20 protein-coding genes, 1 tRNA gene and 1 pseudogene are annotated in these 24,703 nt (G+C 60.9%); 14 read left to right on the top strand and 8 right to left on the bottom strand.

Annotated elements, in window-relative coordinates:
* Positions 1-129: 129 nt before the first annotated feature.
* The 4 genes and pseudogenes from IFT66_RS11225 (at position 130) to IFT66_RS23845 (ending at position 3,267) form a co-directional block, all read left to right on the top strand.
* Complete coding sequence (locus IFT66_RS11225; RefSeq protein ID WP_192077634.1) at positions 130-1,923, top strand: ABC transporter ATP-binding protein/permease; 1,794 nt, start codon at positions 130-132, stop codon at positions 1,921-1,923.
* Between the two features lie 4 nt (positions 1,924-1,927).
* Positions 1,928-2,635, top strand: coding sequence for a DUF1003 domain-containing protein (locus IFT66_RS11220; RefSeq protein WP_192077633.1), 708 nt, complete (start codon positions 1,928-1,930; stop codon positions 2,633-2,635).
* An 82-nt stretch (positions 2,636-2,717) separates the two neighbouring features.
* Positions 2,718-2,972: a type II toxin-antitoxin system ParD family antitoxin gene (locus IFT66_RS11215; RefSeq protein ID WP_192077632.1), complete on the top strand. Its 255-nt coding sequence runs from the start codon at positions 2,718-2,720 to the stop codon at positions 2,970-2,972.
* Positions 2,972-3,267, top strand: a pseudogene (locus tag IFT66_RS23845) (type II toxin-antitoxin system RelE/ParE family toxin). Before IFT66_RS11215 ends, IFT66_RS23845 begins: the two are co-directional and overlap by 1 nt.
* Before the next feature lie 7 nt (positions 3,268-3,274).
* Here the strand turns inward: IFT66_RS23845 and IFT66_RS11205 are convergent.
* The 3 genes from IFT66_RS11205 to IFT66_RS11195 form a co-directional block, all read right to left on the bottom strand.
* Positions 3,275-4,117 carry a DMT family transporter gene (locus IFT66_RS11205; RefSeq protein WP_062461885.1) on the bottom strand — a complete coding sequence of 281 codons (843 nt, stop codon included), beginning with the start codon at positions 4,115-4,117 and terminating at the stop codon, positions 3,275-3,277.
* A gap of 171 nt (positions 4,118-4,288) precedes the next feature.
* Positions 4,289-5,029 carry a pentapeptide repeat-containing protein gene (locus IFT66_RS11200; protein WP_184654401.1) on the bottom strand — a complete coding sequence of 247 codons (741 nt, stop codon included), beginning with the start codon at positions 5,027-5,029 and terminating at the stop codon, positions 4,289-4,291.
* A gap of 52 nt (positions 5,030-5,081) precedes the next feature.
* Positions 5,082-7,151: an ATP-dependent helicase gene (locus IFT66_RS11195; RefSeq protein ID WP_192077631.1), complete on the bottom strand. Its 2,070-nt coding sequence runs from the start codon at positions 7,149-7,151 to the stop codon at positions 5,082-5,084.
* A gap of 221 nt (positions 7,152-7,372) precedes the next feature.
* Here IFT66_RS11195 and IFT66_RS11190 point away from each other — a divergent pair, with 221 nt between their 5' ends.
* The 4 genes from IFT66_RS11190 to IFT66_RS11175 all read left to right on the top strand — a co-directional run bounded on the left by IFT66_RS11190 (position 7,373) and on the right by IFT66_RS11175 (position 11,308).
* Positions 7,373-8,323, top strand: coding sequence for an iron ABC transporter substrate-binding protein (locus IFT66_RS11190; RefSeq protein ID WP_446737902.1), 951 nt, complete (start codon positions 7,373-7,375; stop codon positions 8,321-8,323).
* A gap of 72 nt (positions 8,324-8,395) precedes the next feature.
* Positions 8,396-9,976 carry an ABC transporter permease gene (locus IFT66_RS11185; RefSeq protein ID WP_113165480.1) on the top strand — a complete coding sequence of 527 codons (1,581 nt, stop codon included), beginning with the start codon at positions 8,396-8,398 and terminating at the stop codon, positions 9,974-9,976.
* A complete protein-coding gene (locus IFT66_RS11180) occupies positions 9,973-11,034 on the top strand; it encodes an ABC transporter ATP-binding protein (protein ID WP_192077629.1) in 1,062 nt (353 codons plus the stop codon). Before IFT66_RS11185 ends, IFT66_RS11180 begins: the two co-directional genes overlap by 4 nt.
* Positions 11,035-11,134: 100 nt before the next feature.
* Positions 11,135-11,308 carry a DUF1328 domain-containing protein gene (locus IFT66_RS11175; protein WP_082471987.1) on the top strand — a complete coding sequence of 58 codons (174 nt, stop codon included), beginning with the start codon at positions 11,135-11,137 and terminating at the stop codon, positions 11,306-11,308.
* A 314-nt stretch (positions 11,309-11,622) separates the two neighbouring features.
* Here the strand turns inward: IFT66_RS11175 and IFT66_RS11170 are convergent.
* Positions 11,623-11,697: transfer RNA gene (locus IFT66_RS11170), tRNA-Val, on the bottom strand.
* Positions 11,698-11,794: 97 nt separating this feature from the next.
* Positions 11,795-12,157: a response regulator CpdR1 gene (gene cpdR1, locus IFT66_RS11165; RefSeq protein ID WP_062460988.1), complete on the bottom strand. Its 363-nt coding sequence runs from the start codon at positions 12,155-12,157 to the stop codon at positions 11,795-11,797.
* A 180-nt stretch (positions 12,158-12,337) separates the two neighbouring features.
* On the opposite strand from cpdR1, the gene IFT66_RS11160 reads away from it, so the two are divergent.
* Positions 12,338-13,225 (top strand): N-formylglutamate amidohydrolase, encoded by an 888-nt coding sequence (locus IFT66_RS11160; protein WP_092659802.1) that lies wholly within the window; start codon positions 12,338-12,340, stop codon positions 13,223-13,225.
* A 378-nt stretch (positions 13,226-13,603) separates the two neighbouring features.
* On the top strand, positions 13,604-14,380 hold the full coding sequence (gene hisN, locus IFT66_RS11155; protein WP_062460982.1) for a histidinol-phosphatase: 777 nt from the start codon (positions 13,604-13,606) through the stop codon (positions 14,378-14,380).
* A gap of 6 nt (positions 14,381-14,386) precedes the next feature.
* Here hisN and IFT66_RS11150 read toward each other — a convergent pair whose 3' ends face one another.
* Positions 14,387-15,376 carry an alpha/beta fold hydrolase gene (locus tag IFT66_RS11150; RefSeq protein WP_192077628.1) on the bottom strand — a complete coding sequence of 330 codons (990 nt, stop codon included), beginning with the start codon at positions 15,374-15,376 and terminating at the stop codon, positions 14,387-14,389.
* 291 nt (positions 15,377-15,667) lie between these two features.
* Between IFT66_RS11150 and IFT66_RS11145 the strand changes: the two genes are divergently transcribed.
* Complete coding sequence (locus IFT66_RS11145; protein ID WP_062460976.1) at positions 15,668-16,150, top strand: Hsp20 family protein; 483 nt, start codon at positions 15,668-15,670, stop codon at positions 16,148-16,150.
* A gap of 155 nt (positions 16,151-16,305) precedes the next feature.
* Here the strand turns inward: IFT66_RS11145 and IFT66_RS11140 are convergent, their stop codons facing one another.
* Positions 16,306-17,307, bottom strand: coding sequence for a bile acid:sodium symporter family protein (locus IFT66_RS11140; protein ID WP_062582327.1), 1,002 nt, complete (start codon positions 17,305-17,307; stop codon positions 16,306-16,308).
* Positions 17,308-17,404: 97 nt separating this feature from the next.
* Here IFT66_RS11140 and IFT66_RS11135 point away from each other — a divergent pair, with 97 nt between their 5' ends.
* Positions 17,405-18,262, top strand: a complete 858-nt coding sequence (locus tag IFT66_RS11135; protein WP_062460971.1) for a LysR family transcriptional regulator — start codon at positions 17,405-17,407, stop codon at positions 18,260-18,262.
* A gap of 3 nt (positions 18,263-18,265) precedes the next feature.
* Here the strand turns inward: IFT66_RS11135 and IFT66_RS11130 are convergent, their stop codons facing one another.
* Positions 18,266-19,318 carry a threonine aldolase family protein gene (locus tag IFT66_RS11130; RefSeq protein ID WP_192077627.1) on the bottom strand — a complete coding sequence of 351 codons (1,053 nt, stop codon included), beginning with the start codon at positions 19,316-19,318 and terminating at the stop codon, positions 18,266-18,268.
* Positions 19,319-19,795: 477 nt separating this feature from the next.
* Between IFT66_RS11130 and gltB the strand changes: the two genes are divergently transcribed.
* Positions 19,796-24,532: a glutamate synthase large subunit gene (gene gltB / locus IFT66_RS11125; RefSeq protein ID WP_192077626.1), complete on the top strand. Its 4,737-nt coding sequence runs from the start codon at positions 19,796-19,798 to the stop codon at positions 24,530-24,532.
* Positions 24,529-24,699 (top strand): hypothetical protein, encoded by a 171-nt coding sequence (locus tag IFT66_RS23415; protein ID WP_207105886.1) that lies wholly within the window; start codon positions 24,529-24,531, stop codon positions 24,697-24,699. The genes gltB and IFT66_RS23415 overlap by 4 nt, the downstream gene beginning before the upstream one ends.
* Positions 24,700-24,703: the final 4 nt, after the last annotated feature.

The following is a 24,703-nucleotide window of genomic DNA, read 5'->3' as shown; positions in this document are numbered from 1 at the left end:
CGTCCGCATTCGATCGTGGGACGCTCGACGCTGTTCCCGGTCAGCCGTGAACGGCACGCCTTTCTCGCACCTTCGCAATTCCCTTGTGGTAGTTAGGACTCGACACAGACAGGCAGGAGCCGGCGGCAGATGGTGAATTCGCAAGATAAGGCGGAGCCCTATGAACTTCCTCTGTCTGGCCAGCTCAAAATGATGACAGGGGCGTTCTGGGCGTCCCCGGTGCGCAATCCCGTTCTCGCGCTCACGGCCGCGCTGCTCTGCGTCATCTTTGCGACCACCTACGCCACCTATCGGCTGAACGAGTGGAACGGACCGTTCTACGATGCCTTGGCGCGGCGCGACATGCCCGAATTCCTCCACCAGCTTGTGGTGTTCGGAGTCCTCGCCTCGCTCCTGACACTGCTCAACGTCATCCAGCAATGGCTGAACCAGATCGCCGCGATGCGGATGCGAGAAGGGCTGGCCCGCGATCTCGCCGATGTCTGGCTGACGCCGGGGCGGGCCCTGAAGCTTGCCGGTGCCGGCGCGATCGCCGACAATCCGGACCAGAGACTGCATGAGGACACCCGCATCCTGGCCGAAAACACGACGTCACTGTCGATCGGTCTCGTCAATTCGACCATTCTTCTTGCAAGTTTCATCGGCGTGCTATGGGCGATCTCGACCGATTTCGGCCTGCAGATCGGCGGTCGCACCATTGTCATTCCCGGCTATATGCTGTGGGCGACGATCCTCTACGCCCTTTTCGGATCCGTCATGAGCAACGTCGTCGGCAGCCGGCTGGCGCGGCTGAATGCGCAGCGCTATGCCCGCGAGGCTGATCTGCGCGCGACCCTTGTCCGGGCGAACGAGAACATGAAGCCGATCACGCTTGCGCGCGGCGAGGAAAGCGAGCTTTTCCGCGTTCACACCGCAATCGATGGCGTGCTCGGCATGCTGCGCAAGCTTGCCTGGGCGCTCACTAACCTGACCTGGGTGTCGGCCGGTTTCGGTTGGCTGGCGTTGGTGGCGCCGATCATCATTGCCTCGCCGATGTATTTTTCCGGCAATCTTTCGTTCGGCGGTCTGATGATGGCGGTCGGCGCCTTCAACCAGGTCAACCAGGCGCTGCGCTGGTATGTGGCGAATTTCAGCGTCATCGCCGACTGGCGGGCGACGCTCGGCCGTGTCTCCTCGTTCCGCAATGCCCTGGTTTCGATGGATACGCCGGCGATGGAAGGCTCCGTCCTCACCTACCGGAAAAGCGATGGGGAGGACGTGCTGTCCGTCACCGACCTTGCGGTCTTCGGCGAACCCGACAAGGGTGGGGACGGCCATGGCATCAGGGTCGCGGAAGGCGCCTTCACCATCCGGCCCGGCGAGCGCGTGCTGATCAACGGCAATCCGGGGACAGACCGGCATCTTCTGTTCCAGGCACTGTCCGGTATCTGGCCCTGGGGCAAGGGCGAGATCCGACTGCCGGCCGCAGATCGGATGATCATGATGCCGCAGGAAGGTTATCTGCCGACCGCATCACTGCGCGAGGTCATGACCTATCCGGCGACTGGGCCTGCTGGCATGCGCGATGGCATTCCCGACATGACCGACGCGGCGCTGGCGCAAGCGTTGGAGAAAGTCGGTCTGCATCGGCTCGTCGATAAACTCGACGAGGTGGAGCGATGGGACCGGCTGCTCGACAAGGACGAGGAAGTGGCGCTGCAGATCGCCAATGCCGTGCTTCGAAAGCCGGACTGGCTGATCATGGACGACGTCCTGGAAGGGCTCGAACCGGAGACGCAGGCGCTGTTGCTCGACGTGCTGGCCGGGCTTACCGGCTCGACACTCCTCTATATCGGCCGCTCCGACGTGTTTTCGGACAGATTTTCACCAAAGGTATTTCATCTGGCGCCGCTCCTGGCTGTCGATACGAAGAACGAGGCTTGAGACAATGGGTAAGCATGCTTCTCAAACGACAGGGAGAACCGGGCAATGCCTCATCTGCGGTCGCACGTTTGCGGTATCGAAGCTTCACAAGGCGGGCACTCTCAGGCCGCATCTCTTCGAGATGATCGCGGAGGAGGTAAAGACCTGTAGCGCCGACAGTCTGATCTGCGACGAGGATCTGGCGCGCTTCAGGCGGCGCTACGTGGAGGCACTGCTGGAAGAGGAGCGGGGCGAGATCACCGAGCTTGACGCCCGCGTGCTCGACAGTTTCGAAAAGGGAACGCTGACGGTTCAGGCGGGCGCGCCCGCCGCAATCGACCAGGCGGAAACGTTCGGGGAAAGGGTCGCCGACAGGGTCGCCGCCTTCGGAGGCTCCTGGACCTTCATCCTGTCCTTTTTAGCCGTGCTGGTTTTGTGGATGGCGCTTAACGTGGTCGGTTTGTCCGCCGATCCGTTCGACCCCTTTCCGTTCATCCTGCTCAATCTCGTCCTGTCCTCGCTTGCCGCCCTGCAGGCACCCGTCATCATGATGAGCCAGAGGCGGCAGGAGGACAAGGACCGGCTGCGCAGCGAAAACGACTACATGGTCAACCTTCGAGCCGAACTCGAAATCCGCCAGCTGCATGAAAAGATCGATCACCAGATGGCCAAGCAGTGGGAACGGCTCGCAGAACTCCAGCAGATCCAGATCGAGTTGCTGGAGAAACGATGATTAGTCTGGGTGAGGGGTGAGAGGGGACACGCTTTACGTGGATCTCGAAGATGATAATTTCCGGGAAACAAGGGTGGATCTTATGCCTTCCAGTTATGAACTCGGCCCCCATTACGAAAGCTTCGTGCGCAAACTGGTGGAAAGCGGACGCTATGCGAGCGAAAGCGACGTCATGCGCGATAGCCTTCGCCTGCTCGAAGAGATGGAGGAGCATGGCAAGGCTGGGCTCGATGCACTGAAGGCGGATATCCGCACCGGTATCGAGAGCGGGCCGGGCATTCCGGCAGATGACGTCTTCGATCGGCTCGAAGCCAGATATGGCGGACGCCGCTCCTGATGCGCGTACTGTTTGCCCCTTCCGCCTCGAAAGATCTGGAAGAGGTTGGCGACTACATTGCCCTGAAAAATCCGGCCGCGGCGTACCGTTTTATCGCCGAGTTGCGGACCCACTGCGAACGTCTTTCAGAGACACCATACAGGGGACGGCTCGGCCGGAACTATCAGCCGGGCTTCGTTGCATCCACTTCAAACGGTACGTGATGTTCTACACCGTGTCCCAGAATGGTGTGAGAATTGAGCGCATCCTGCACGGCGCGCGCGATATCCCCGCAGCATTCAAGGAACAAGACTAAACCGATCTCACGGCGGCGTCTGTTGGATTCTTCCGGCGTTCGGGCGTCGCAGGTTGAAGAGGTTGCCGGCGAGGATGAGGATTGCGCCGGCGGCGGTCAGGCCGTCGATGGCTTCGGCGTAGAGAAGGTAGCCGATGAGGGCCGAGGCCGGCACGCGGAGATAATCCATCGGCATCGCCACCGTCGCATCGGCATAAGACAGCGCCTTTGCCATGCAGTAATGCGCGAATGTGCCCGTGAACGCGATCAGGAAGATCCACGGCCAGATCCCCGCGGACGGCCAGGTCCATACCCGGAGCGCCGGAATCAGCCCGATGATCGACTGGATGATCAGCATCCAGAAGATGATCTTGGTGGCGCTGTCGGTGCGCGTCAGGAGCTTGGTGGTGATGAAGGAGATGGCGAAGAAGAAGGCAGCGCCCAGCACGATCAGGTGGCCTGGGTTGAGCGGGGCGGCGCCTGGCCGCAGGATCAGAAGCACGCCGGCGAGCCCGAAGCCGATCGCCGCACCCTTGCGCCATGTCAGCTTCTCCCCGAGGAAAGCCGCTGCCATCAGCGCGGCCCAGATCGGGGCGGTGAATTCGATGGCGATCACCTGCGCGAGCGGGATCAGCGTCAGGCCCATCAGCCATGCGAACTGGCCGATATAGTGGGCGACGTTGCGGCCGATATGGGCCGGCAGGATGGTGGTGCGCATGGCTTTGAAGCCACCCTCGCGAAACACCAGCGGCAAAAGCATGAAGAAGGCGATGATCGAGCGCATTTCCATCACCTGGAACACGTCGATCTCGCGGGTGATGATCCGGCCGGAAATCGCCATCAGCAGCAGCAGGCTGATCGACGTCAGCATCCACGCTGCAGCCTTCTTCGTCGACGGGGCCGGCTGGGCCGACGACGTCGCCTGCGGTGGCCTTGCCGATTGATTGCTGTCCACTTCAGTCTCCTTCGACGCAGAACGGTCGCTCTAATGCTTTTTCGGTTTGAAAGGAAAGCCTTTCCGCCCACCGGTTGTGTCTGCTGCTTATCCCGACGTCAGAATTCCCATCGAGCGGAGCAGGTTTTCGTGCTGGTCGCGGCTGACAGTCATGCCCTTGAACGACGCCATGGCTGCAAGATCCATCTCGTCGAAGGTCGCCTGCGACAGGTTGGCGAAATCAAGCGTCGCGCCGGTGAAATCGATATTGTTGAGGCTCGATCCCATCAGGCTGACGCGGCTGAGATTGCTTTCGACAAACGAGCAGTCTCTGAGATCGCAGCTCTCGAACCGGCTCTCTTCGTAGCTTGAGGCCGCAAACACCGCGTACTGCAGCTTGCAACGCTGTAAGACGACGCCGCCAAACATCATGCGCTTGCTGATCTTGCGATGAACCTCGGCGTCGAACTGCAGACCGACGGCCGACGAATCGGTGATCTCGAGCAGGAAGGCTTCGCATTTGACGATGCGGTTGTTGGAAAGGTTGCAGGCCTTAAACTTCGCCTCGTTGAGGTCGCAGTAATTCCACGCAGATCCTGCCTGCGTTTCGCGATCGACGAAGATGCAGTTGAAAAACTCGGCTTCCTTGAAGGAGCAGTTGGAAAAGCTGCAGCCGATGAATTCGCATTCTCTGATCTTCGCGCCATCGAAGATGCAATCGTTGAACCGGCAATCCGAAAATTTCGATTCGGACGTGATGAAATCGGACAGGTCTTCGGATGCAAATCGGAGGCCGATGACCGGCTCCTTCATCGAGAATGCGGTTTCAAGCGACGATATTTCCAACACGCAATCTCCATTGTCAGGCAGCTTGCCTATACGTTCGCGCAACTTGTGACGGTCAGCGCCACATGCCGCGCATTCTTGCGGTTACGTCGATGCGGATCTGGTGGCGGGCTTGGCGTTCGGCTTCGGTCATTTGCGCCACCACCGGCCAGGCGGTGCTTTCGAAGAACTGCAGCAGCGTTGCCGGGATAAAGCGGGAGCGTGAGGCGTAGACGTGCCTGTCGCCTTGGGAATGCTGGCCGTGGGTAAAGAAACGCTGCGGCGTGATCAGGTGAAGGTGATCCTTCGCGCGCGTCATCGCCACGTAGAGCAGCCGCCGTTCCTCCTCGATTTCGGCTGTCGTGCCGGTGCCGAGATCGGAGGGAATGCAGCCGTCGACACAGTTGAGCAGGAAAACCGAGCGCCATTCCTGGCCCTTGGCGGAATGGATGGTCGAAAGGATCAGGTAATCCTCGTCCAGCAGCGGAACGCCGGCCTGATCGCTCGTCGCATCCGGCGGATCGAGCGTCAGTTCGGTGAGGAAGCGTTCGCGCGACGCGTAGCCCGAGGCGATCTGCTCCAGTTGCAGAAGGTCGGCCTTGCGGGTGTCGGCATCTTCGTGGATGCGGCTAAGATGCGGCTCGTACCATTGGCGGGCGAGACCGATTTCGGAAGGCCAGCCTTCGCTTTTCCTGACGGCGCCAAGCATCTCGACAAAGGCCGGCCAGTCTTCGCCGGACCTTGGAGGCGAGGGGATTTCCTGGAGTGCTGCCAGCGGTTCCGGATCGGCTGCGATCGCATCGAGGATCTTTGCCGCCGTTTGCGGGCCGATACCCGGAATGAGCTGCAGAAGCCTGAACCCCGCAACCCGGTCACGCGGGTTCTGGGCAAAGCGCAGAGCCGCCAGCATGTCCTTCACATGGGCGCTATCGAGGAATTTCAGGCCGCCGAACTTGACGAAGGGAATGTTGCGGCGCGTGAGTTCCACTTCCAGCGGACCGGAATGGTGCGAGGCGCGAAACAGCACGGCCTGCTGCTTCAGCAACATGCCGGTTTCGCGGTTCTCGAGGATTTTCTCCACGATATAGCTCGCCTGCTCGGTCTCGTCCTTGACGGTGACCAGACGCGGCCGCTCATCCGACTGCCGGTCGGTCCACAGGTTTTTGGTAAATCGCTCGCGGGCAAGTTCGATGACGCCGTTGGTGGCTGCAAGGATCGTCGTGGTCGAGCGGTAGTTGCGGTCGAGCGTGACGATGTTGGCCGGCGGATCGAAGGTTGCTGGGAAATCGAGGATGTTGCGGATCGTGGCGGCGCGGAACGAATAGATCGACTGGGCGTCGTCGCCCACCACCGTCAGCCCGCGGCCGCCGGGCTTCATCGCCATCAGGATCGAGGATTGCAGCCGGTTCGTGTCCTGGTATTCGTCGACCATGACGTGATCGAACCGTTCGCCGATATCCTGCGCAATCAGCGGCTCGCTCATCATCTGCGCCCAGTAGAGCAGAAGATCGTCGTAATCGAGCACGTTCTGCGCCTGCTTGGCCTCGACATAGGAGGCAAACAGATCGCGCAGCTGCGGTTCCCAGGCAAGGCACCACGGGAAGGAGGTCTTCAGCACCTCGTCCAGCGGCGTCTCGGAATTGACGGCGCGCGAATAGATGGCAAGGCAGGTGCCCTTGGTCGGAAACCGGCTTTCCATCTTGGAGAAGCCGAGCTCGTGGCGAACGAGGTTCATCAGGTCGGCGGAATCCTCACGGTCGTGGATGGTGAATTCCTGGTCGAGGCCGATCTGTTCGGCATAGATCCGCAACAGCCTTGCGCCGATGCCGTGAAACGTGCCGGCCCAGGCGAGCGCATCGGTCATGACGCCGGACTTCGCCCCCATCACTTCGCGGCAGATGCGCTGGACGCGGCGGGCCATTTCGGAGGCCGCACGGCGGGAAAACGTCATCAGCAGCAGGCGGCGAGGATCGGCGCCCGACACAATCAGGTGGGCGACGCGATGGGCAAGCGTGTTGGTCTTGCCGGAGCCTGCGCCTGCAATGACCAGAAGCGGTCCGGCAGCGCCGCCATCCGGCACGTCCGAACCATGCTCGACCGCGCGGCGCTGGGCCTCGTTCAATTTTTCCAGATAAGCAACCGACATTCAGCTTCCGCGGCTTGTTCTTGATGTGTTCGTTTCAGCTCTACCTGATTCGCCGGCATTTGCCGCAATCGGTCTCCATCCCCGTTCGATTCTTAAACTTGACTACGCGGGTCGGCTTTGGCTATCGATGCGATGACGCTTATGAATTGGAGGCAAACTTGAAAATTCTGTCTGCTCTTTCGGCCGGAGCTTCGCTCGCCGTTTCGCTACTCGCTCTGTCCATGCCGGCCAACGCGCAGGTCGCCGACAGCCTGACGATCTACAATGCCCAGCACGAGGGCCTGACCAAGGAATGGGTCGAGGCCTTCAAGGAAGAGACCGGCATCGTCATTACGGTGCGCAACGGATCCGACCTCGAAATGGCAAACCAGATTGTGCAGGAAGGCGCCAACTCGCCGGCCGACCTGTTTCTGACGGAAAATTCGCCGGCCATGGCGCTTGTCGATGGCAAGGGGCTGTTTGAGCCTGTCGACAAGGCAACGCTCGATCTCGTTCCCGAGCAGTTCCGCCCGGCCAACGGTCACTGGACCGGAATTGCCGCGCGTTCCACCGTGTTTGCCTATGACAAGACCAAGCTTACCGAGGACAAGCTGCCGAAATCGATGCTCGATCTCGCCAAGTCCGAATGGAAGGGCCGCTGGGCCGCATCGCCGTCGGGCGCCGATTTCCAGGCGATCGTCGGTGCGTTTCTGCAGCTGAAGGGCGAGACGGAAACTGCTTCCTGGCTGAAGGGCATGAAGGAGAACTTCACGGCCGTGCGTGGCAATTCCACCGCCATGAAGGCCGTCAATGCGGGCCAGTTCGAAGGCGCGCTGATCTATCACTACTACTATTTCGGCGATCAGGCGAAGACCGGCGAAAACAGCAAGAACGTTGCGCTGCATTACTTCAAGAACCAGGATCCGGGCGCCTTCGTGTCGATCTCCGGCGGCGGCATTCTGGCCTCTTCCAAGCACAAGGAGCAGGCGCAGGCATTTCTGAAATGGCTTGCCGGCAAGGGCGGCCAGAAGATTCTGCGTGACGGCACCTCGTTCGAATACGCCGTCGGCAAGGACGAGGCTTCCAACAAGGCGCTCGTTCCGATTGCCGACCTTCAGGCGCCGAAGGTCGAGCCTTCGAGCCTCAACAATGCCAAGGTCACCGACATGATGACAGCCGCCGGCATTCTCTAAACACCATCGAATCCTGTTGCGCACGGACATCGCAGGGCGTACCTGCGATGTCTCTTCTTTCTTGAGCACGCGATGACGTTTACCACCGAGAGCATGGTTGCCAGCCGGCCGCGCCGGAAGCCTGCGGGGAAACCCCTTGCCGGATCGTCTTGGACGCTGGCAATCGCCGTTGCGATTGCCGCCCTGACGCTGACGCCGCTCGGGTTCGTGTTCTGGGCAACGGTTGCGACCGGCTGGGAAACGGCATCGCAGCTGATCTTCCGTTCCCGTGTCGGCGACCTCCTGTTCAATACCGTTGCGCTGATCGTCTTCACGGTGCCGGTCGCGACGGTTCTTGCAACAGCGCTTGCATGGCTGACGGAGCGCACCGACCTGCCGGGTGCAAAGCTATGGGCCTGGCTTGCCATCGTGCCGCTCGCCATTCCCGCTTTCGTGCAGTCCTATGCCTGGATCGGTATGTGGCCGCGGCTGAACGGGCTTGGAGCGGGCGTCGCGATCTCGGTCGTGACCTACTTTCCCTTCGTCTACCTTCCCGTGTCGGCGGCCCTTCGGCTGATCGATCCGGCACTGGAGGATCAGGCGGCCTCTCTCGGTCTTTCGCCCGCTGCTGTCATGCGGCGTGTTGTGTTGCCGCAACTCAGACTGTCACTGTGTGGCGGGGCGCTGCTGATCAGCCTGCATCTCCTGTCGGAATACGGGCTCTATGCGATGATCCGGTTCGATACATTCACGACGGCAATTCTTGACCAGTTCCAGTCCACCTACAACGGCGTTGCAGCGCATATGCTGGCGCTGGTGCTGGTGGCCTGCTGCTTCGTGCTGATCGGCGTCGATGCCGCTGTGCGGGGCCGCCGTCGCTATGCCCGGCTGGGCTCGGGCGTTGCCCGCCATCCGGTGCGCGCCTCGCTTGGCGTCTGGCGATATCCCTGCCTGCTGCTGCCGGTCGTGACTACTGCGGTTTCGCTTGGCGTGCCGGTGCTGACGCTCGGGCGCTGGCTGATCGCCGGTGGTGCTGATATCTGGCAATTCAGCGAGATCGGGTTGGCCCTTTCCCAGACGCTGACGATCTGCGTGATCGGCGGTGTGGCGACGGCTGCTGCCGCCGTGCCGATCGCCTGGCTTTCGGTGCGCCGCCCGACGCGTTCCAGTCGGTTTCTCGAAGGCTGCTATTATCTCGCAAGCTCGATGCCGGGCGTGGTTGTCGCGCTCGCTCTGGTGACGATCTCGATCCGGGTGATGCTGCCGCTTTACCAGACGGTGGCGACGATCGTCATCGCTTACGTCATCATGTTTCTGCCGCGGGCGCTGGTCAGCCTGCGCGCCAGCATCGCGCAGGTGCCGGCAGAGCTGGAACAGGCGGCCGAAAGTCTCGGACGTTCGCCCGCGCGGGCGCTCTGGTCCACCACAGTGCGGCTGGCGGCGCCCGGCGCTGCATCTGCCATGGCGCTTTCCTCGCTCGGCATCATGAACGAGCTGACCGCGACCCAGATGCTTGCGCCCAACGGCACGCGCACGCTTGCCATGGCATTCTGGGCGCTGACCAGCGAGATCGACTATGCGGGAGCCGCACCGTATGCGCTGCTGATGATCCTGTTTTCGCTTCCGCTCACCCTTCTCCTTCACCACCAGTCAAAAAAGATCGCCGGGCGATGACGCTGCTTACCCTTTCCTCCGTTGCCAAGAGCTACGGTTCCGTCGCAGCCGTTGCCGGTGTCGACCTTGCAGCCCAAAGCGGAAGCCGCACGGCCATCGTCGGCCCTTCCGGCTGCGGCAAGACCACGCTTTTGCGGCTGATTGCCGGGTTCGAGGTTCCTGACGCCGGCTCGATCACGCTTGGCGGCGAGATCATGTCCAATGCGGACGCGCATGTTGCTGCCTACCGACGTAATATCGGCATCGTGGCGCAGGACGGCTGCCTGTTTCCGCATCTTTCGGTGCTCGACAATATCGGTTTCGGCATGGATGCGGATCGCGACGCCAAACAGGCAAGGGCTGCGGAACTGATGGAGATGGTCGGGCTTGACGGGGCGATGCTTGCCCGCAAGCCGGATCAGCTTTCCGGCGGCCAGCAGCAGCGCGTGGCGCTGGCAAGAGCGCTTGCCCGCAGGCCGCGGCTGATGCTGCTGGACGAACCCTTCTCGGCGCTCGACATGGGCCTGAGGACCGCCACCCGAAAGGCTGTGGCCGCCGTGCTGTCGGCTGCCGGCGTCACCACCATTCTCGTTACCCATGACCAGGCGGAAGCGCTTGCCTTCGCCGATGAGCTGGTCGTGATGCGGGCGGGAAAATTCGCCCAGGTCGGCACGCCGCGCGAGGTCTATCTGAAACCCGTCGACCGGGCGACGGCCACCTTCCTCGGAGAAGCGGTCGTGCTGCCGGCCATGGTGAGCGACGGGATAGCCGACAGTCCGATCGGCCGGCTAGAGGTTGCGGACGTCACCTATCGCGGCCGGGCGCAGATCATGATCCGGCCTGAGCAGTTTACCGTCAGCCGGATCGAATACGCGCCGGACAACGGGGTCTCGGCTGTGGTCAGCGACGTGGTTTTCTGCGGGCCGTCGCTTGATGCGAGGATAACACTCGCCGGAGACGGTATCGCCGAGGGCGAGATTTCCTTCCGTCTGGATATCCCCGGCCGCGAGCTGCTTGCGTCAGGCGACCGGGTGTCGATCGGCATCTCGGGACGAGTGCATCTGCTTGCCGACGGGTAGTTCACATTTTTGCCGGAATATTTCTTCGCGGCCATCACGGCGCTGGAACCTGGAACCTTTTCTCACGTTGTTCCCGCATCAAATATGAAGGAATAATACCATGCTGAAATGGGCTCTCATCTTTCTCGTCATCTCCGTGATTTCAGGCTTCCTCGGCTTTTCCGGCGTCTCCTCTGCCACCGCGGGCATTGCGAAAATCCTGTTCTTTATCGCTATCGTGATCTTCCTGATCTTCTTGGTTCTGGCACTGACGGCAGGCGCCGTGGTCTTCTAAGAAAGACCCCAAGGATCACAACAGCAAAGCCGCCCAGGAGCTTCCACGGGCGGCTTTTGTTTGCGGTAAATTCGGGAAGTGAAGCGCTATTGAAGCGGCCGGAGCCCCACACGACCCCGGCCGCCTGAGTGCCACTGGCCGAGAGGCCAGCCACAAACTCAGACCCACAAGCTCCCGCATCCGCAAGCCTCGCGCTATTGGTATTGTTACGGATGGAAGAATGGTGACGGGACGTTATGCGGTCGGTTAACGGCTTGAAACGAAAAAGGCTTCCGGTTTTCCGGAAGCCTTTCGTGCCTTGCGGCTAATCAGGATGGTGGGCGTAACAGGGATTGAACCTGTGACCCCTACGATGTCAACGTAGTGCTCTCCCGCTGAGCTATACGCCCATCCGATGGGCGGCTTAAGACCACAGAAACCGATGTGCCGTCAATAGGCTTTTTCCGGTTTTGTGAAGTCTTTTTGACAGCCGCCGGAAAACCGGGCTTACGCGGCCAGAAGCTTGTTCACTTCATCCACAAGATCGCGCAGGTGGAAGGGCTTGGAGAGAACCTTTGCATCCTTCGGGGCCTTCGAATCAGAATTCAGAGCGACGGCGGCAAACCCTGTGATGAACATGACCTTGAGATCGGGGTCGAGTTCGGTCGCGCGCCGGGCGAGCTCGATGCCGTCCATCTCGGGCATGACGATGTCGGTCAGGAGCAGCGAGAAAGGCTCTTCGCGGAGCCGGTCGTAGGCGCTGGCGCCGTTGTCGAAGGAAATGACCTTGTAGCCCGCCTTTTCCAACGCTTTCACCAGGAAGCGGCGCATGTCGTTGTCATCTTCGGCGAGAAGGATTTTTGGAAGCATCTCGGGGACCGCTATCTGTCTATGAGTCGTGGCTGTATGGCCGTCTACACTCTCAATTGACGGTAAACATCCGTTTAATAAGAGCCGAAGCAGCCTTGGTGGGATTACATAGTATGGACTTCCCGCCGGGCAACTGGCAACATACCTCATCCGACTTGTTCATGACATGGTAAAAACGGAATGGATTTCAACGCCGGCGATCCTGAGCATTTCGAGGTAAGGGAACCCGCCAGGCAGACCATTCCCTTCGTGTACAACTCTCCCCATAGCGGCCGGTGCTACCCGGAAAGCTTTCTTGCCGACAGCAATCTCGACTCGATGTCGATTCGCCGTTCGGCAGATCATTATGTCGACGATCTCTTCGCCGATGCGCCGGAACTTGGCGCGCCCTTGCTGGCCGCCCATTTCCCCAGGGCCTATCTCGACGTCAATCGCGAGCCGTTCGAACTCGATCCGCGTATGTTCGATGGTCCGTTGCCGCCTTACGCCAATATCGGATCGATGCGCGTTGCCGGTGGCCTCGGCACCATTCCGCGCATCGTCGCCGAGAACATGGATATCTACCGGCGCAAGCTTTCGGTGGCGGAGGGCCTGTCCCGGATCGAGGCAATCTACAAGCCATACCATGCCTGCCTGCGCCGGCTGATCGCGGCCACGCATGCCCGGTTCGGCATCTGCGTGTTGATTGATTGTCATTCGATGCCTGGCAATATCCGGCTTTCGGGTTCGAACGTGAAGCCCGACTTCATCATCGGCGATCGCTACGGCACAAGCGCGTCTGCCGAGCTTTCCCGCGCAGCGCTCAGCTTCCTGAGCGAGATGGGTTTTGCCGCCGTGCGCAACAAGCCTTACGCGGGCGGTTTCATCACCGAACACTACGGCCGGCCCGTGCGCGGCCTGCACGCGCTGCAGATCGAGATCAACCGCGGGCTTTACGTGGATGAGGGGACGCTTTCGAAGCGGCCGGAATTTGATGCGATCGCCGCCGCACTCTCGCTCTTCATGCGCCAGATGGCCGACTTCGTCGCTGATTTCTCGGCCGGCGATACCGCGCTCGCCGCGGAATAGTATCCCCGCATCAGGCTGACTTCGATCGCCGAGGTAGCCGACTCCCTGACAGAACGCATTCGATGCCGCAACATGCAGACATCTGCGTGCTCATCGAGCGATATCCTTCCATCCCCTGTATTTGGACAAAAAAAACCGCGCTTACAGCGCGGCTAAGTCTAGGGAGGAAACACCCAAGGAGGGTATTTACAGTCAAAGACTGTATGAAGACGCTACGTCCGTTATGCACATTTGTCAATCAATTATTTTGTGTGATGAAAATTGCATCATTATTCGGCGATGTGACCGCGTTTTGGTCACTCGAAGAACGGTTCAGGCCTTTCTAAGCGTCAAGACCTGCTTTAGAACGGGGGCAGCTTTTCTGGGACGGAGTTGTTGATGCTGCCTGATCGCGCCTTTTTCGATACGCTCGCCGACGCCGCCCGCGAGCAGACGCTGCCGCGCTTCCGCACCGGTGTCTCCGTCGTCAACAAGCTGGCCGGCGGGTTCGATCCGGTGACCGAGGGCGACAGGGCGGCGGAAACCGCCATCCGGGCCCTGATCGAGGCGCGGTTTCCCGAACACGGCATCCTGGGCGAAGAGCATGGCAATGTCGGGCTCGACCGCGAGCATGTCTGGGTCATCGATCCGATCGACGGGACGCGGGCCTTTATCTCAGGCGTGCCGCTGTGGGGCACGCTGATCGGCTTGCAGTCGAATGGTCGGGCCACGATGGGCATGATGGACCAGCCGTTTACCGGCGAACGCTATTTTGCCGATGGCAAAGTCGCAACCTATCGCGGCCCGGGTGGTGAGGCCGTCCTTGCCGTGCGTGACTGCGGACAGCTGTCCGATGCGGTTCTCTTCACCACGTCACCGCATATTTTCGAGGGCGAGGATCTGGCACTTTACCGCTCGATCGAAGAGAAGGTGCGGCTGTTCCGCTATGGCTGCGATTGCTACGCCTATTGCCTTCTGGCGGGCGGTCATATCGATCTCGTGGTTGAGAACAATCTTCAGCCCTATGATGTCGGTGCGCTGATCCCGATCATCGAGCAGGCGGGCGGCATCATCACCGACTGGGACGGTGGCCGGCCGGAGAACGGCGGCAATATCATCGCCGCCGGTTCGCGTAGCGTGCACGCCGAAGCGCTTGCGCTGCTGGCGCGCCGATAAGACGGGTCAGGCCGCGGTTTCGCTGAGGTCTATGCCGCCATCGAGCCCAGGCATGAAGGCCTCGAGCGCCGCCATCACCTGGGCCCGGTAGATATTCTTTTCCTGCAGCAGCTCATGGCGGCCGCCGGTGATGGTGATGAGCTGTGCCGCCCGGAAATTGCGCGAGAGTTCCTCCTGGGCCGAATAGGGCACGACGCCATCGAGGACAGGCGCGATGATCAGCGTCGGAATGGTGATCCGTGTCAGATGCGCCTGCGACGAGACGCGCCGGCTTGCGCGAAGGGTCTCGTGAACCCAGCCGGCCGTCGGTGCGCCGACTGTCAGTTCCGGATAGGCAGCGTAGAGGCCGAGATTTCGCTCGAAGCGGGTGCGATCGCCGGTCAGGCCGTTTCGTTCGAAGGGTATGAAGCGCTTGTCTCCGCCAAGCTGGATCTTGCCGAGCCCGGTCCAGCGCATGACCGTCGAAAGCGGCCAGACGATGCGTTCCGGCAGGGCCTGGCCCTGAAAGCCGATATAGGGCGACAGCAGCGCCATGCGGCTGATCCGGTTGGCGAGTTTCGGCGTCGACGACAGTGCGATCAGTGCGCCGGTGGAATGGGCGATCAGAAAAAAAGGCAGGCGTGCATCCGGAAGCACGATCTGCTCGAGAAAGATGTCGAGGTCTTTCTGGTAGTCGGAGAAATGTCTGACATGGCCTTTTTTCATATGCCGTGTCTCGCGGTCGGAACCGCCCTGGCCGCGCAGATCGTAGGTCGCGACCCACAGGCCCATCGCGTTGAGCTCGCGGATAGTCTCGAAATATTTCTCGATGAACTCATTGCGCCCCTGCAGCAGCACGATCGTGCCGCGGGCCGGTGAGACCGGTGAGCGGAAAAGCGCGTAACGCAGCTTCGTGCCGCGGTGACCGGTGAAATGGCCAGCGGTGTAATCGGCCGGCGCCGGATTTTCCGGGGTCGATCGCAACAGGGTCTGTGAGGCGTGGGGCGTGTCAGTCATGCCGACAGGCTCAAGCGATCCGGGCCGCCACGTCAAGTGAAATCATCTGAAATGGTGGATGCGGATAGAGGCGAGGCCGGAGCGGAGAACTCTGACCTGCCGGCCTATAACCAGAAAGCCGAGCCCGTCACCGGATGAATTTCCCCCGACAAAAAACCTCTTGAATGACGGAAAATCAATTCCCATCTTTCCTCTGCAGGCGCCGAAAGGGCCTGCAGAACGGGGTCTTCATCGCCAGAACGGGGTGAGACACCAAAGCTAAACCGCAACGTCGCTTCAATGGAGGACTTTATGCGTCACGTCGATTTTTCCCCCCTTTACCGCTCCACCGTCGGTTTCGACCGTCTCTTCAATCTGCTCGACAATCGCAACCTTGGCGATCAGGCCCAGAGCTATCCGCCCTACAATATCGAGCGGACCGGCGACAACACCTATCGCATCACGATGGCTGTCGCGGGATTTGACGAGAAGGAGCTCTCGATCGAATTCCAGGCCCATTCGCTGACCGTGAAGGGCGAGAAGAGCGATGACGAAGCCGGTGCCGAGACCGAATATCTCTACCGCGGCATCGCCAAGCGCGCCTTCGAGCGCCGCTTCCAGCTCGCCGATCACGTGGAAGTCGAAACCGCTTCGCTGAAGAACGGTCTCTTGCACATCGATCTGGTGCGCAACATTCCGGAAGCGCTGAAGCCACGCCGTATCTCGATTGCGGCCGATGCGTCCGACAGCGTCAAGACGATCGAAGCGCAGATCGCTCCGCAGCAGGTCAACTGACCCGCCACGGAGAGTAATGAAAGCCCAATGACCTCCAGTCACGGGTAGCATACAGACGCCTCTTCCCTTGCCGGGGAAGGGGCGTTTTTGCGTGGGATTGATCAGGGCCAAAGCTTCGGCCCTGATTGGCACACCTTAAGGTCTGCACGCCGGTTTCAGGCTGCGGCGACCTTGGCGAGGGCTTCTTCCTTGGCCCTGGCGCGATCGGCGTATTTCTGGGCGATCGCGGCGCAGGCCATCAGCTGGATCTGATGGAACAGCATGATCGGCAGGACGATGGCGCCGATCGAGGCCGACTGGCCGGAGAAGATGGCGTTGGCCATCGGTACGCCGCTTGCCAGCGATTTTTTCGAGCCGCAGAAGGTGATGGTGATCTCGTCTTCCTTCTTGAAGCCGAGCAGTCTGCTGCCGAACATGGTGATGCAGATGACGACGGTCAGAAGCAGCATGTCGATGACGACGACTGCCGCGATGTCGCTCACCGAAAATCGGCTCCAGATTCCTTCGATGACCGCTTCCGAGAAGGCGAGGTAGACGACCATCAGGATCGAGCCGCGGTCGACGGGCGAGAGGATCTTCTTCTTGGAGCGGATCCAGTTGCCGATCCACGGCTGCAGGATCTGGCCGGCGATGAACGGTGCCAGAAGCTGAAGACCAATCTTCTGGATGGCATCGGTCGAAACGCCGGCGTCGCCGGTCGTCGACAGAAGCAGGCCGACCAGAAGCGGGGTCAGGAACATGCCGAGAATGTTGGAACCGGATGCCGCAACGATTGCCGCCGGCACGTTGCCGCCCGCCATCGAGGTAAAGGCGATCGACGACTGCACGGTGGACGGCAGCACACAGAGGAAGAGGATGCCCATGTAAAGCGGTGCCGGCAGGATGTCTTCCGGAACGAAACCGATCATGAGCCCAAGGATCGGGAAGATCGCAAACGTCGTCAGAAGGATCGTCAGATGCAGGCGCCAGTGCAGGACGCCTGCGACCACCACATCCCGCGACAGGCGAGCGCCATGCAGAAAGAAGAGGAGGCCGATGGCGATGTCTGTCGCCACCCCGAACCATTCCGCCCATACGCCCTGGATCGGCAGGAAGGAGGCGAGGATGACGGTGCAGACGAGCATGACGGTGAAGCGATCCGGCAGGTAGCGGCGCATGGAAAATCCTTCGACGATTTCATTGTTTGTCGAGGCTGTCTTCGCTTATCATGAATTTGAATGCAAACACTAACAGCTATCGTGAAGTCGGATAACCATGCTCAACCTGCATCACCTGAACAGTTTTCTCGTGCTGGAGCAGACGGGAAGTTTTACCGATACGGCAGCGCGGCTGGGGCTCGGGCAGTCGACCGTTACCCAGCATATCCAGCGGTTGGAAAAGTCGCTCGGGCGTCAGCTCGTTTCGCGGGATACGCACCACGTGCGGCTGACGACGGAAGGGGAGGCGCTGCTGGGCTATGCGCGCGGAATGCTGGATCTCAACAGCAAGGTGTCCTCGCTGTTCGGCGAAAGCCGGCTGCGTGGCAGATTGCGGCTCGGCGTTTCCGAGGATGTGGTTGCGAGCCGGCTGACGGGCATTCTCGAAGATTTTATTCGTTTGCATCCACTCGTCGATCTGGAGCTGACCGTGGCGCTGTCGGCCGTGCTCAATCAGATGCAGGACGCGGGCGATCTCGATCTGGTTCTCGCCAAACGGCATGTGGGGGAAACCCATGGGCGTCTGCTCTACCGCGAGCCGCTTGTGTGGCTGGCGCGGGATCCGGAGCGCATGATCGACCGGACCGATGCTCTGCCGCTGATCGCCTTCCCGTCGCCCTCGATCACGCGGCGGGTGGCGCAAGAGGCGCTGGATGGAGCCGGTATGTCCTGGCGGATCGTCTGCACCTGCGGCAGTCTCAGCGGTTTGACGGCTGCGGCGCGGGCGGGAATGGGCGTGCTCGTGCAGCCGCGCAGCATGGCGCCCGAAGGCCTCAAGGAGATCACCGGGGACCGTTTGCCAACGCTGCAGGATGTCGAGTTCGTGCTGATTTCCAGGCGCGGCGCAGATGCAGCGCTGGTCGAGGCCCTGTCCAGCCTGATTACGGCGCAGATTGCGCCGCAAAAGCAGGGCTGACGATCAGGCGGAAGCGCAGATCGACAGGAACTGGTCGACGTCTTCTTCCGTGGTGGCAAACGATGTGACCATGCGGATGAGCACTTCGTCTGCCTTGACCTTTTCCGGAATGTCGCGTGGTGCCGGCCAGTTGTAGAAGCGTGCGCCCTGTTCTTCGGCGGCCTTGGCGGAGGCTTTCGGCAGGATCGCGAACACTTCGTTCGATGTCGTCGGCCAGGCAAGCCGTGCGCTGTTGAGCGCGCTGAAGCCGGTGCGCAGGCGATCGGCCATGGTGTTGGCATGGCCGGCGAGACCCATCCACAGGTCGTCCTTCAGATAGGCGTCGAACTGGGCTGCGATAAAGCGCGATTTCGAAAACAGCTGTGCGCTGCGCTTGCGCAGGAATGCAAAATCCTTGGCGAGATCAGGATTGAAGAACACGATCGCCTCGGCGCACCAGCAGCCGTTCTTGGTGCCGCCGAAGGACAGCACGTCGACGCCACGCTTCCAGGTCATCTCGGCGGGCGAGCAATCAAGCGCGACCAGAGCATTGGCGAAGCGGGCGCCGTCCATGTGCAGCGGCAGACCGTTGTCCTTGGCGATCTTTGCGATCGCGTCGATTTCATCGAGCGTATAGATCGTGCCGACTTCTGTTGCCTGCGTCATGGTGATGGCGGCGGCGCGGCCGTGGTGAATGGCGTCCTGCGGGTAGCGTGAGATGCGCTCCACGAGGTTTTCCGGCAGCATTTTGCCGGCCGGGCCCTCGACCGCGACCATGCGCATGCCCGAGAAGAAGTCGGGTGCTCCGCATTCGTCCTCGATCACATGCGCTTCGGAATGACAAAAGGTGAGGCCGCCGGGGCGGGCGACGCTGGCAAGCGCTAGCGAATTGGCTGCCGTGCCGGTCGCGACAAAGAAGACGGCGACGTCGCGTTCAAACATCTCGTTGAAGCGAGCCTCGATCGAGCGGTCGAGCTCGCTGTTGCCGTAGGCCGCGGCAAAGCGGGTGGATTCCTTCGACAAGCGTTCATTGATTGCGGGATGGGCGCCAGCCCAGTTGTCCGAGGCGAAGAACATGACGTTACCTTGCAAGCGATGTGGGATAAGATGCGGGGCTTTGAGCGAGGCGGACCATAAGCCTTTTGGACCGTTGATCAATCGGGAAACGTGCCGAATGAGCGGTGTCTGCTCGTGCCGCGTAATCAAAGCCGAATTTTGTCATTCGCGGCGCAAGATTATTTCAAGCTGGCATCGCAACCAGTAATCAAGTGTCGTTTAGCTTTAACTTTTTCGTGGGCCGGGGATTGAAGACAGGCGGCACATATGTCATAAAATTCGAGAATTAGGACAGAAATGTTGTCCTAATTTTTGAACTGAAGGTGGTTTTTCGCTTCCGAGCGGTGACCGTCGACGTGTTCAAGGGTATGCTTCGCACTCTCAAGGGCTTGCTGCTCCAGCAGTCTGTCACCTGAAAGGACGAGGCATTTCTTCGGGTGAAATGAAGAATACGCCGTTTGCAAGCTCGATCGTGAGTGGCCAACAGGAGGAATAGCAATGACGAAGAATGTTCCTGAAGTGCACTGTCTGCCCGCCACCGCGACCGCGGCGGAAGCTGGCCCGGGCGTCGAACAGCGTCTGCCATTCATTGCCTCCGGCATTCCGGCCGCGCAGGGGCTTTACAACCCGCGCAACGAGCACGATGCCTGCGGCGTCGGCTTCATCGCCCATATGAAGGGCCAGAAGTCGCACCAGATCATCAAGGATGGCCTGTTCATTCTGGAAAACCTCACCCATCGCGGCGCCGTCGGTGCTGACCCGCTGATGGGCGATGGTGCCGGCATTCTGCTGCAGATCCCCGACAAGTTCTTCCGCGAGGAAATGGCGAAGCAGGGCATCACCCTGCCCAAGGCTGGCGAGTATGCCGTCGGTCACTTCTTCCTGCCGCGCGACCCGGATCAGATCGAGCACTTCAAGAAGGTGATCGTCGATGTGACGGCTGAAGAGGGCCAGCAGTTCATCGGCTTCCGCGAAGTGCCTGTCGACAATTCCTCGCTGTCCAAGGCGCCGGATATTGCCGGTACCGAGCCCTATCACCTCCAGGTGTTCATTGGCGCCGGCCGCGATGCCGCGACCAATCAGGATTTCGAGCGCAAGCTCTTCCTCATTCGCAAGGTCATCTCCAACCGTATCTACGATCAGTTCGGCGGCCAGGAAACCGGCTTCTATCCGGTATCGCTGTCATCGACGACGATCGTCTACAAGGGCATGTTCCTCGCCTATCAGGTCGGCGCCTATTACAAGGATCTGGCCGACCCGCGGTTTGAAAGTGCTGTCGCCCTCGTGCACCAGCGGTTCTCCACCAACACGTTCCCGTCCTGGAAGCTCGCGCATCCATACCGCATGGTTGCCCATAACGGCGAAATCAACACGCTGCGTTCCAACGTCAACTGGATGGCGGCGCGTCAGGCGTCGGTGTCCTCGCCACTGTTCGGCGACGACATTTCCAAGCTCTGGCCGATCTCCTACGAGGGCCAGTCGGATACGGCCTGCTTCGACAACGCGCTCGAATTCCTGCTGCGTGGCGGCTATTCGCTGGCGCATGCGATGATGATGCTGATCCCCGAAGCATGGGCCGGCAACCAGTCGATGTCGAAGGAGCGCAAGGCGTTCTACGAGTACCATGCGGCTCTGATGGAGCCATGGGACGGTCCGGCTGCCGTGTGCTTTACCGATGGCCGCCAGATCGGCGCGACGCTTGACCGCAACGGTCTGCGCCCGGCGCGTTATCTCGTCACGGACGACGATCGCATCATTCTGGCGTCCGAAGCCGGCACGCTGCCGGTGCCGGAAGAAAGCATCATCAAGAAGTGGCGTCTGCAGCCGGGCAAGATGCTGCTGATCGACATGGAAAAGGGTCAGATCATCTCCGACGAGGAGTTGAAGACCACGCTTGCAACCCGCCATCCTTACGAAAAGTGGCTGGATCGCACGCAGCTGATCCTTGAGGACCTGAAGCCGGTTGAACCGCGCGCGCTGCGCCGCGACGTATCGCTGCTCGATCGCCAGCAGGCATTCGGCTACACATCCGAGGACACCAAGATCCTGATGTCGCCGATGGCGACGACCGGTCAGGAAGCCGTGGGTTCGATGGGCACCGACACGCCGATCTCGGCGATGTCGCAAAAGTCGAAGCTGCTCTACACCTATTTCAAGCAGAACTTTGCGCAGGTGACGAACCCGCCGATCGATCCGATCCGCGAAGAGCTCGTCATGAGCCTCGTCTCGTTTATCGGGCCGAGGCCGAACATTCTCGACCATGAAGGTGCGGCCAACGCCAAGCGCCTGGAAGTGCGCCAGCCGATCCTCACCAATGGCGATCTGGAAAAGATCCGCTCGATCGGTCACACGGAAGACCGCTTCGACACCAAGACGCTCGATTTCACCTACGATATCGAGCGCGGCGCCGAAGGCATGCCGGAAATGCTCGATCGCCTCTGTGAGCGTGCGGAAGCGGCGGTCAAGGGCGGCTACAACATCATCGTTCTCTCCGACCGTCAGATCGGTCCGGACCGGATTGCCATCCCAGCGCTTCTCGCAACCGCTGCCGTGCATCACCACCTGATCCGCAAGGGTCTTCGCACCTCGGTCGGTCTGGTCGTCGAATCGGGAGAGCCGCGCGAGATCCACCATTTCTGCCTTCTCGCCGGCTACGGTGCCGAAGCGATCAACCCCTATCTTGCCTTCGACACGCTGACCGACATGCATATGCGCGGCGAATTCCCGAAGGAAGTTGACAGTTCCGAGATCGTCTCGCGCTATATCAAGGCGGTCGGCAAGGGTATTCTCAAGGTCATGTCCAAGATGGGCATCTCGACATACCAGTCCTATTGCGGCGGCCAGATCTTCGATGCCGTCGGTCTGAACACCGAGCTGGTCAACCAGTATTTCTTCGGCACCGCGACGTCGATCGAAGGTATCGGCCTCGATCATATCGCCGAGGAAACCGTTACCCGCCACCGTGCAGCCTTCGGCAAGGATCCGGTTCTGGCCTCTTCGCTCGATATCGGCGGCGAATATGCCTACCGCATGCGTGGTGAAAGCCACGCCTGGACGCCGGATGTGGTCGCCACCCTGCAGCATGCCGTGCGCGGCAACAGCCAGGATCGCTACCGAGAGTTTGCCGAAATGGTGAACGAGAGCGCCGTGCGGATGAACACCATTCGCGGCCTGTTCAAGATCAAGTCGGCGGAACGGTCCGGCCGCAAGCCTGTGTCGCTCGACGAAGTCGAACCGGCAGTGGATATCGTCAAGCGGTTCTCGACCGGCGCCATGTCGTTCGGCTCGATTTCCCGTGAGGCGCATACGACGCTGGCAATCGCCATGAACCGCATCGGCGGCAAGTCGAACACCGGTGAAGGCGGCGAGGAAAGCGATCGCTATCTGCCGCTGGCCGACGGTTCGATGAACCCGGAACGCTCGGCGATCAAGCAGATCGCATCCGGACGTTTCGGCGTGACGACCGAGTATCTGGTCAATGCCGATATGCTGCAGATCAAGGTGGCGCAGGGCGCAAAGCCCGGCGAGGGCGGTCAGTTGCCCGGCCACAAGGTGGATGCGACCGTGGCCAAGACCCGTCACTCGACGCCGGGTGTCGGCCTCATCTCGCCGCCGCCGCATCACGACATCTATTCGATCGAAGACCTTGCGCAGCTGATCTACGACCTGAAGAACGTCAACCCGACCTCCGACATCTCCGTCAAGCTGGTCTCGGAAGTGGGCGTCGGCACGGTTGCGGCTGGCGTTGCGAAGGCACGCGCCGACCATATCACGGTCGCAGGCTTCGACGGCGGCACGGGTGCTTCGCCACTGACGTCGCTGAAGCATGCCGGTAGCCCATGGGAAATCGGCCTTGCCGAGACGCAGCAGACGCTGGTGCTGAACGGTCTGCGGTCGCGTATCGCGCTGCAGGTCGATGGTGGCCTGAAGACCGGCCGCGACGTCATCATCGGTGCGCTGCTCGGAGCGGACGAGTTCGGCTTTGCGACAGCACCGGTCATTGCCGCCGGCTGCATCATGATGCGCAAGTGCCATCTCAACACCTGCCCCGTCGGTGTCGCGACGCAGGATCCGGTCCTGCGCAAGCGCTTCAAGGGCACGCCGGAACACGTCATCAACTACTTCTTCTTCGTGGCCGAAGAAGTGCGCGAGATCCTCGCCTCGCTTGGCTTCACCAAGTTCGACGAGATCATCGGGCTTTCCGAGCTGCTCGAGAAGGACGACATGCTGGCGCACTGGAAGTCGCAGGGTCTCGACTTCACCAAGCTGTTTCACAAGGTTGAGGCTCCGAAGTCTGCGACCTACTGGACCGAGCGGCAAAAGCATCCGATCGACGATATTCTCGACCGCAAGCTGATCGAGAAGTCGCAGGCAGCCCTCGATAGCAAGGAGCCTGTCGTTTTCGAAGTGCCGATCAAGAACGTCGACCGTTCCGTCGGCGCCATGCTGTCGGGTGCGCTGGTCAAGCGCTGGGGCCAGAAGGGTCTTAAGGACGACACGATCCATGTGACGCTGCGCGGCACGGCCGGACAGTCCTTCGCGGCGTTCCTCGCACGCGGCATCACGTTCGATCTGATCGGCGACGGCAACGACTATGTCGGCAAGGGTCTGTCGGGTGGACGCATCATCGTGCGGCCGCCGGAAAACTCCAACATCGTCGCCGAGAACTCGATCATCGTCGGAAACACCGTGCTTTACGGCGCAACGACCGGCGAGTGCTACTTCCGCGGCGTTGCCGGCGAGCGTTTCTCGGTGCGCAACTCGGGCGCCATCGCGGTGGTCGAAGGCGTGGGCGACCATGGCTGCGAATACATGACCGGCGGCATCGTTGTCGTGCTCGGCGAAACCGGCCGCAACTTCGCAGCCGGCATGTCGGGCGGCGTGGCTTACGTTCTCGACGAGACAGGCGATTTCGCCAAGCGCTGCAACATGGCGATGGTGGAACTGGAGCCGGTACCTGAAGAAGACGACATGCTGGAGAAGCTGCACCATCACGGCGGCGACATCATGCACAAGGGACGCGTGGACGTTTCCGAAGACATGACGCGTCACGACGAGGAGCGGCTCTACCAGCTGATCTCCAACCACATGCACTATACCGGCTCGACACGCGCCAAGGACATTCTCGACCGCTGGAGCGAGTTCCGTCCGAAATTCCGCAAGGTCATGCCGGTCGAATATCGCCGTGCGCTGGTGGAGATGGAACGGATGCGGATGGGCGTGGCTGCGGAGTGAACCGCAAGGGACGCATCGTTCATGCCGGAGTGGCCGTGGCAATCGCCGCGGCCGTTCCAACGGTCGCCGCACTGGTCAATGGTGCGCTAGTTTTGGAATTTGTGGTGCTGGGGGCGGTGATCGGTTTCGCCTACTGGTACTGGGGGCCGCAATGGCCGCCTCTGTGAACTG

Source organism: Rhizobium sp. CFBP 13726 (genome assembly GCF_014841925.1).
GTDB lineage: Bacteria > Pseudomonadota > Alphaproteobacteria > Rhizobiales > Rhizobiaceae > Neorhizobium > Neorhizobium soli.
This window is presented reverse-complemented; position numbering and strand designations above follow the sequence as displayed.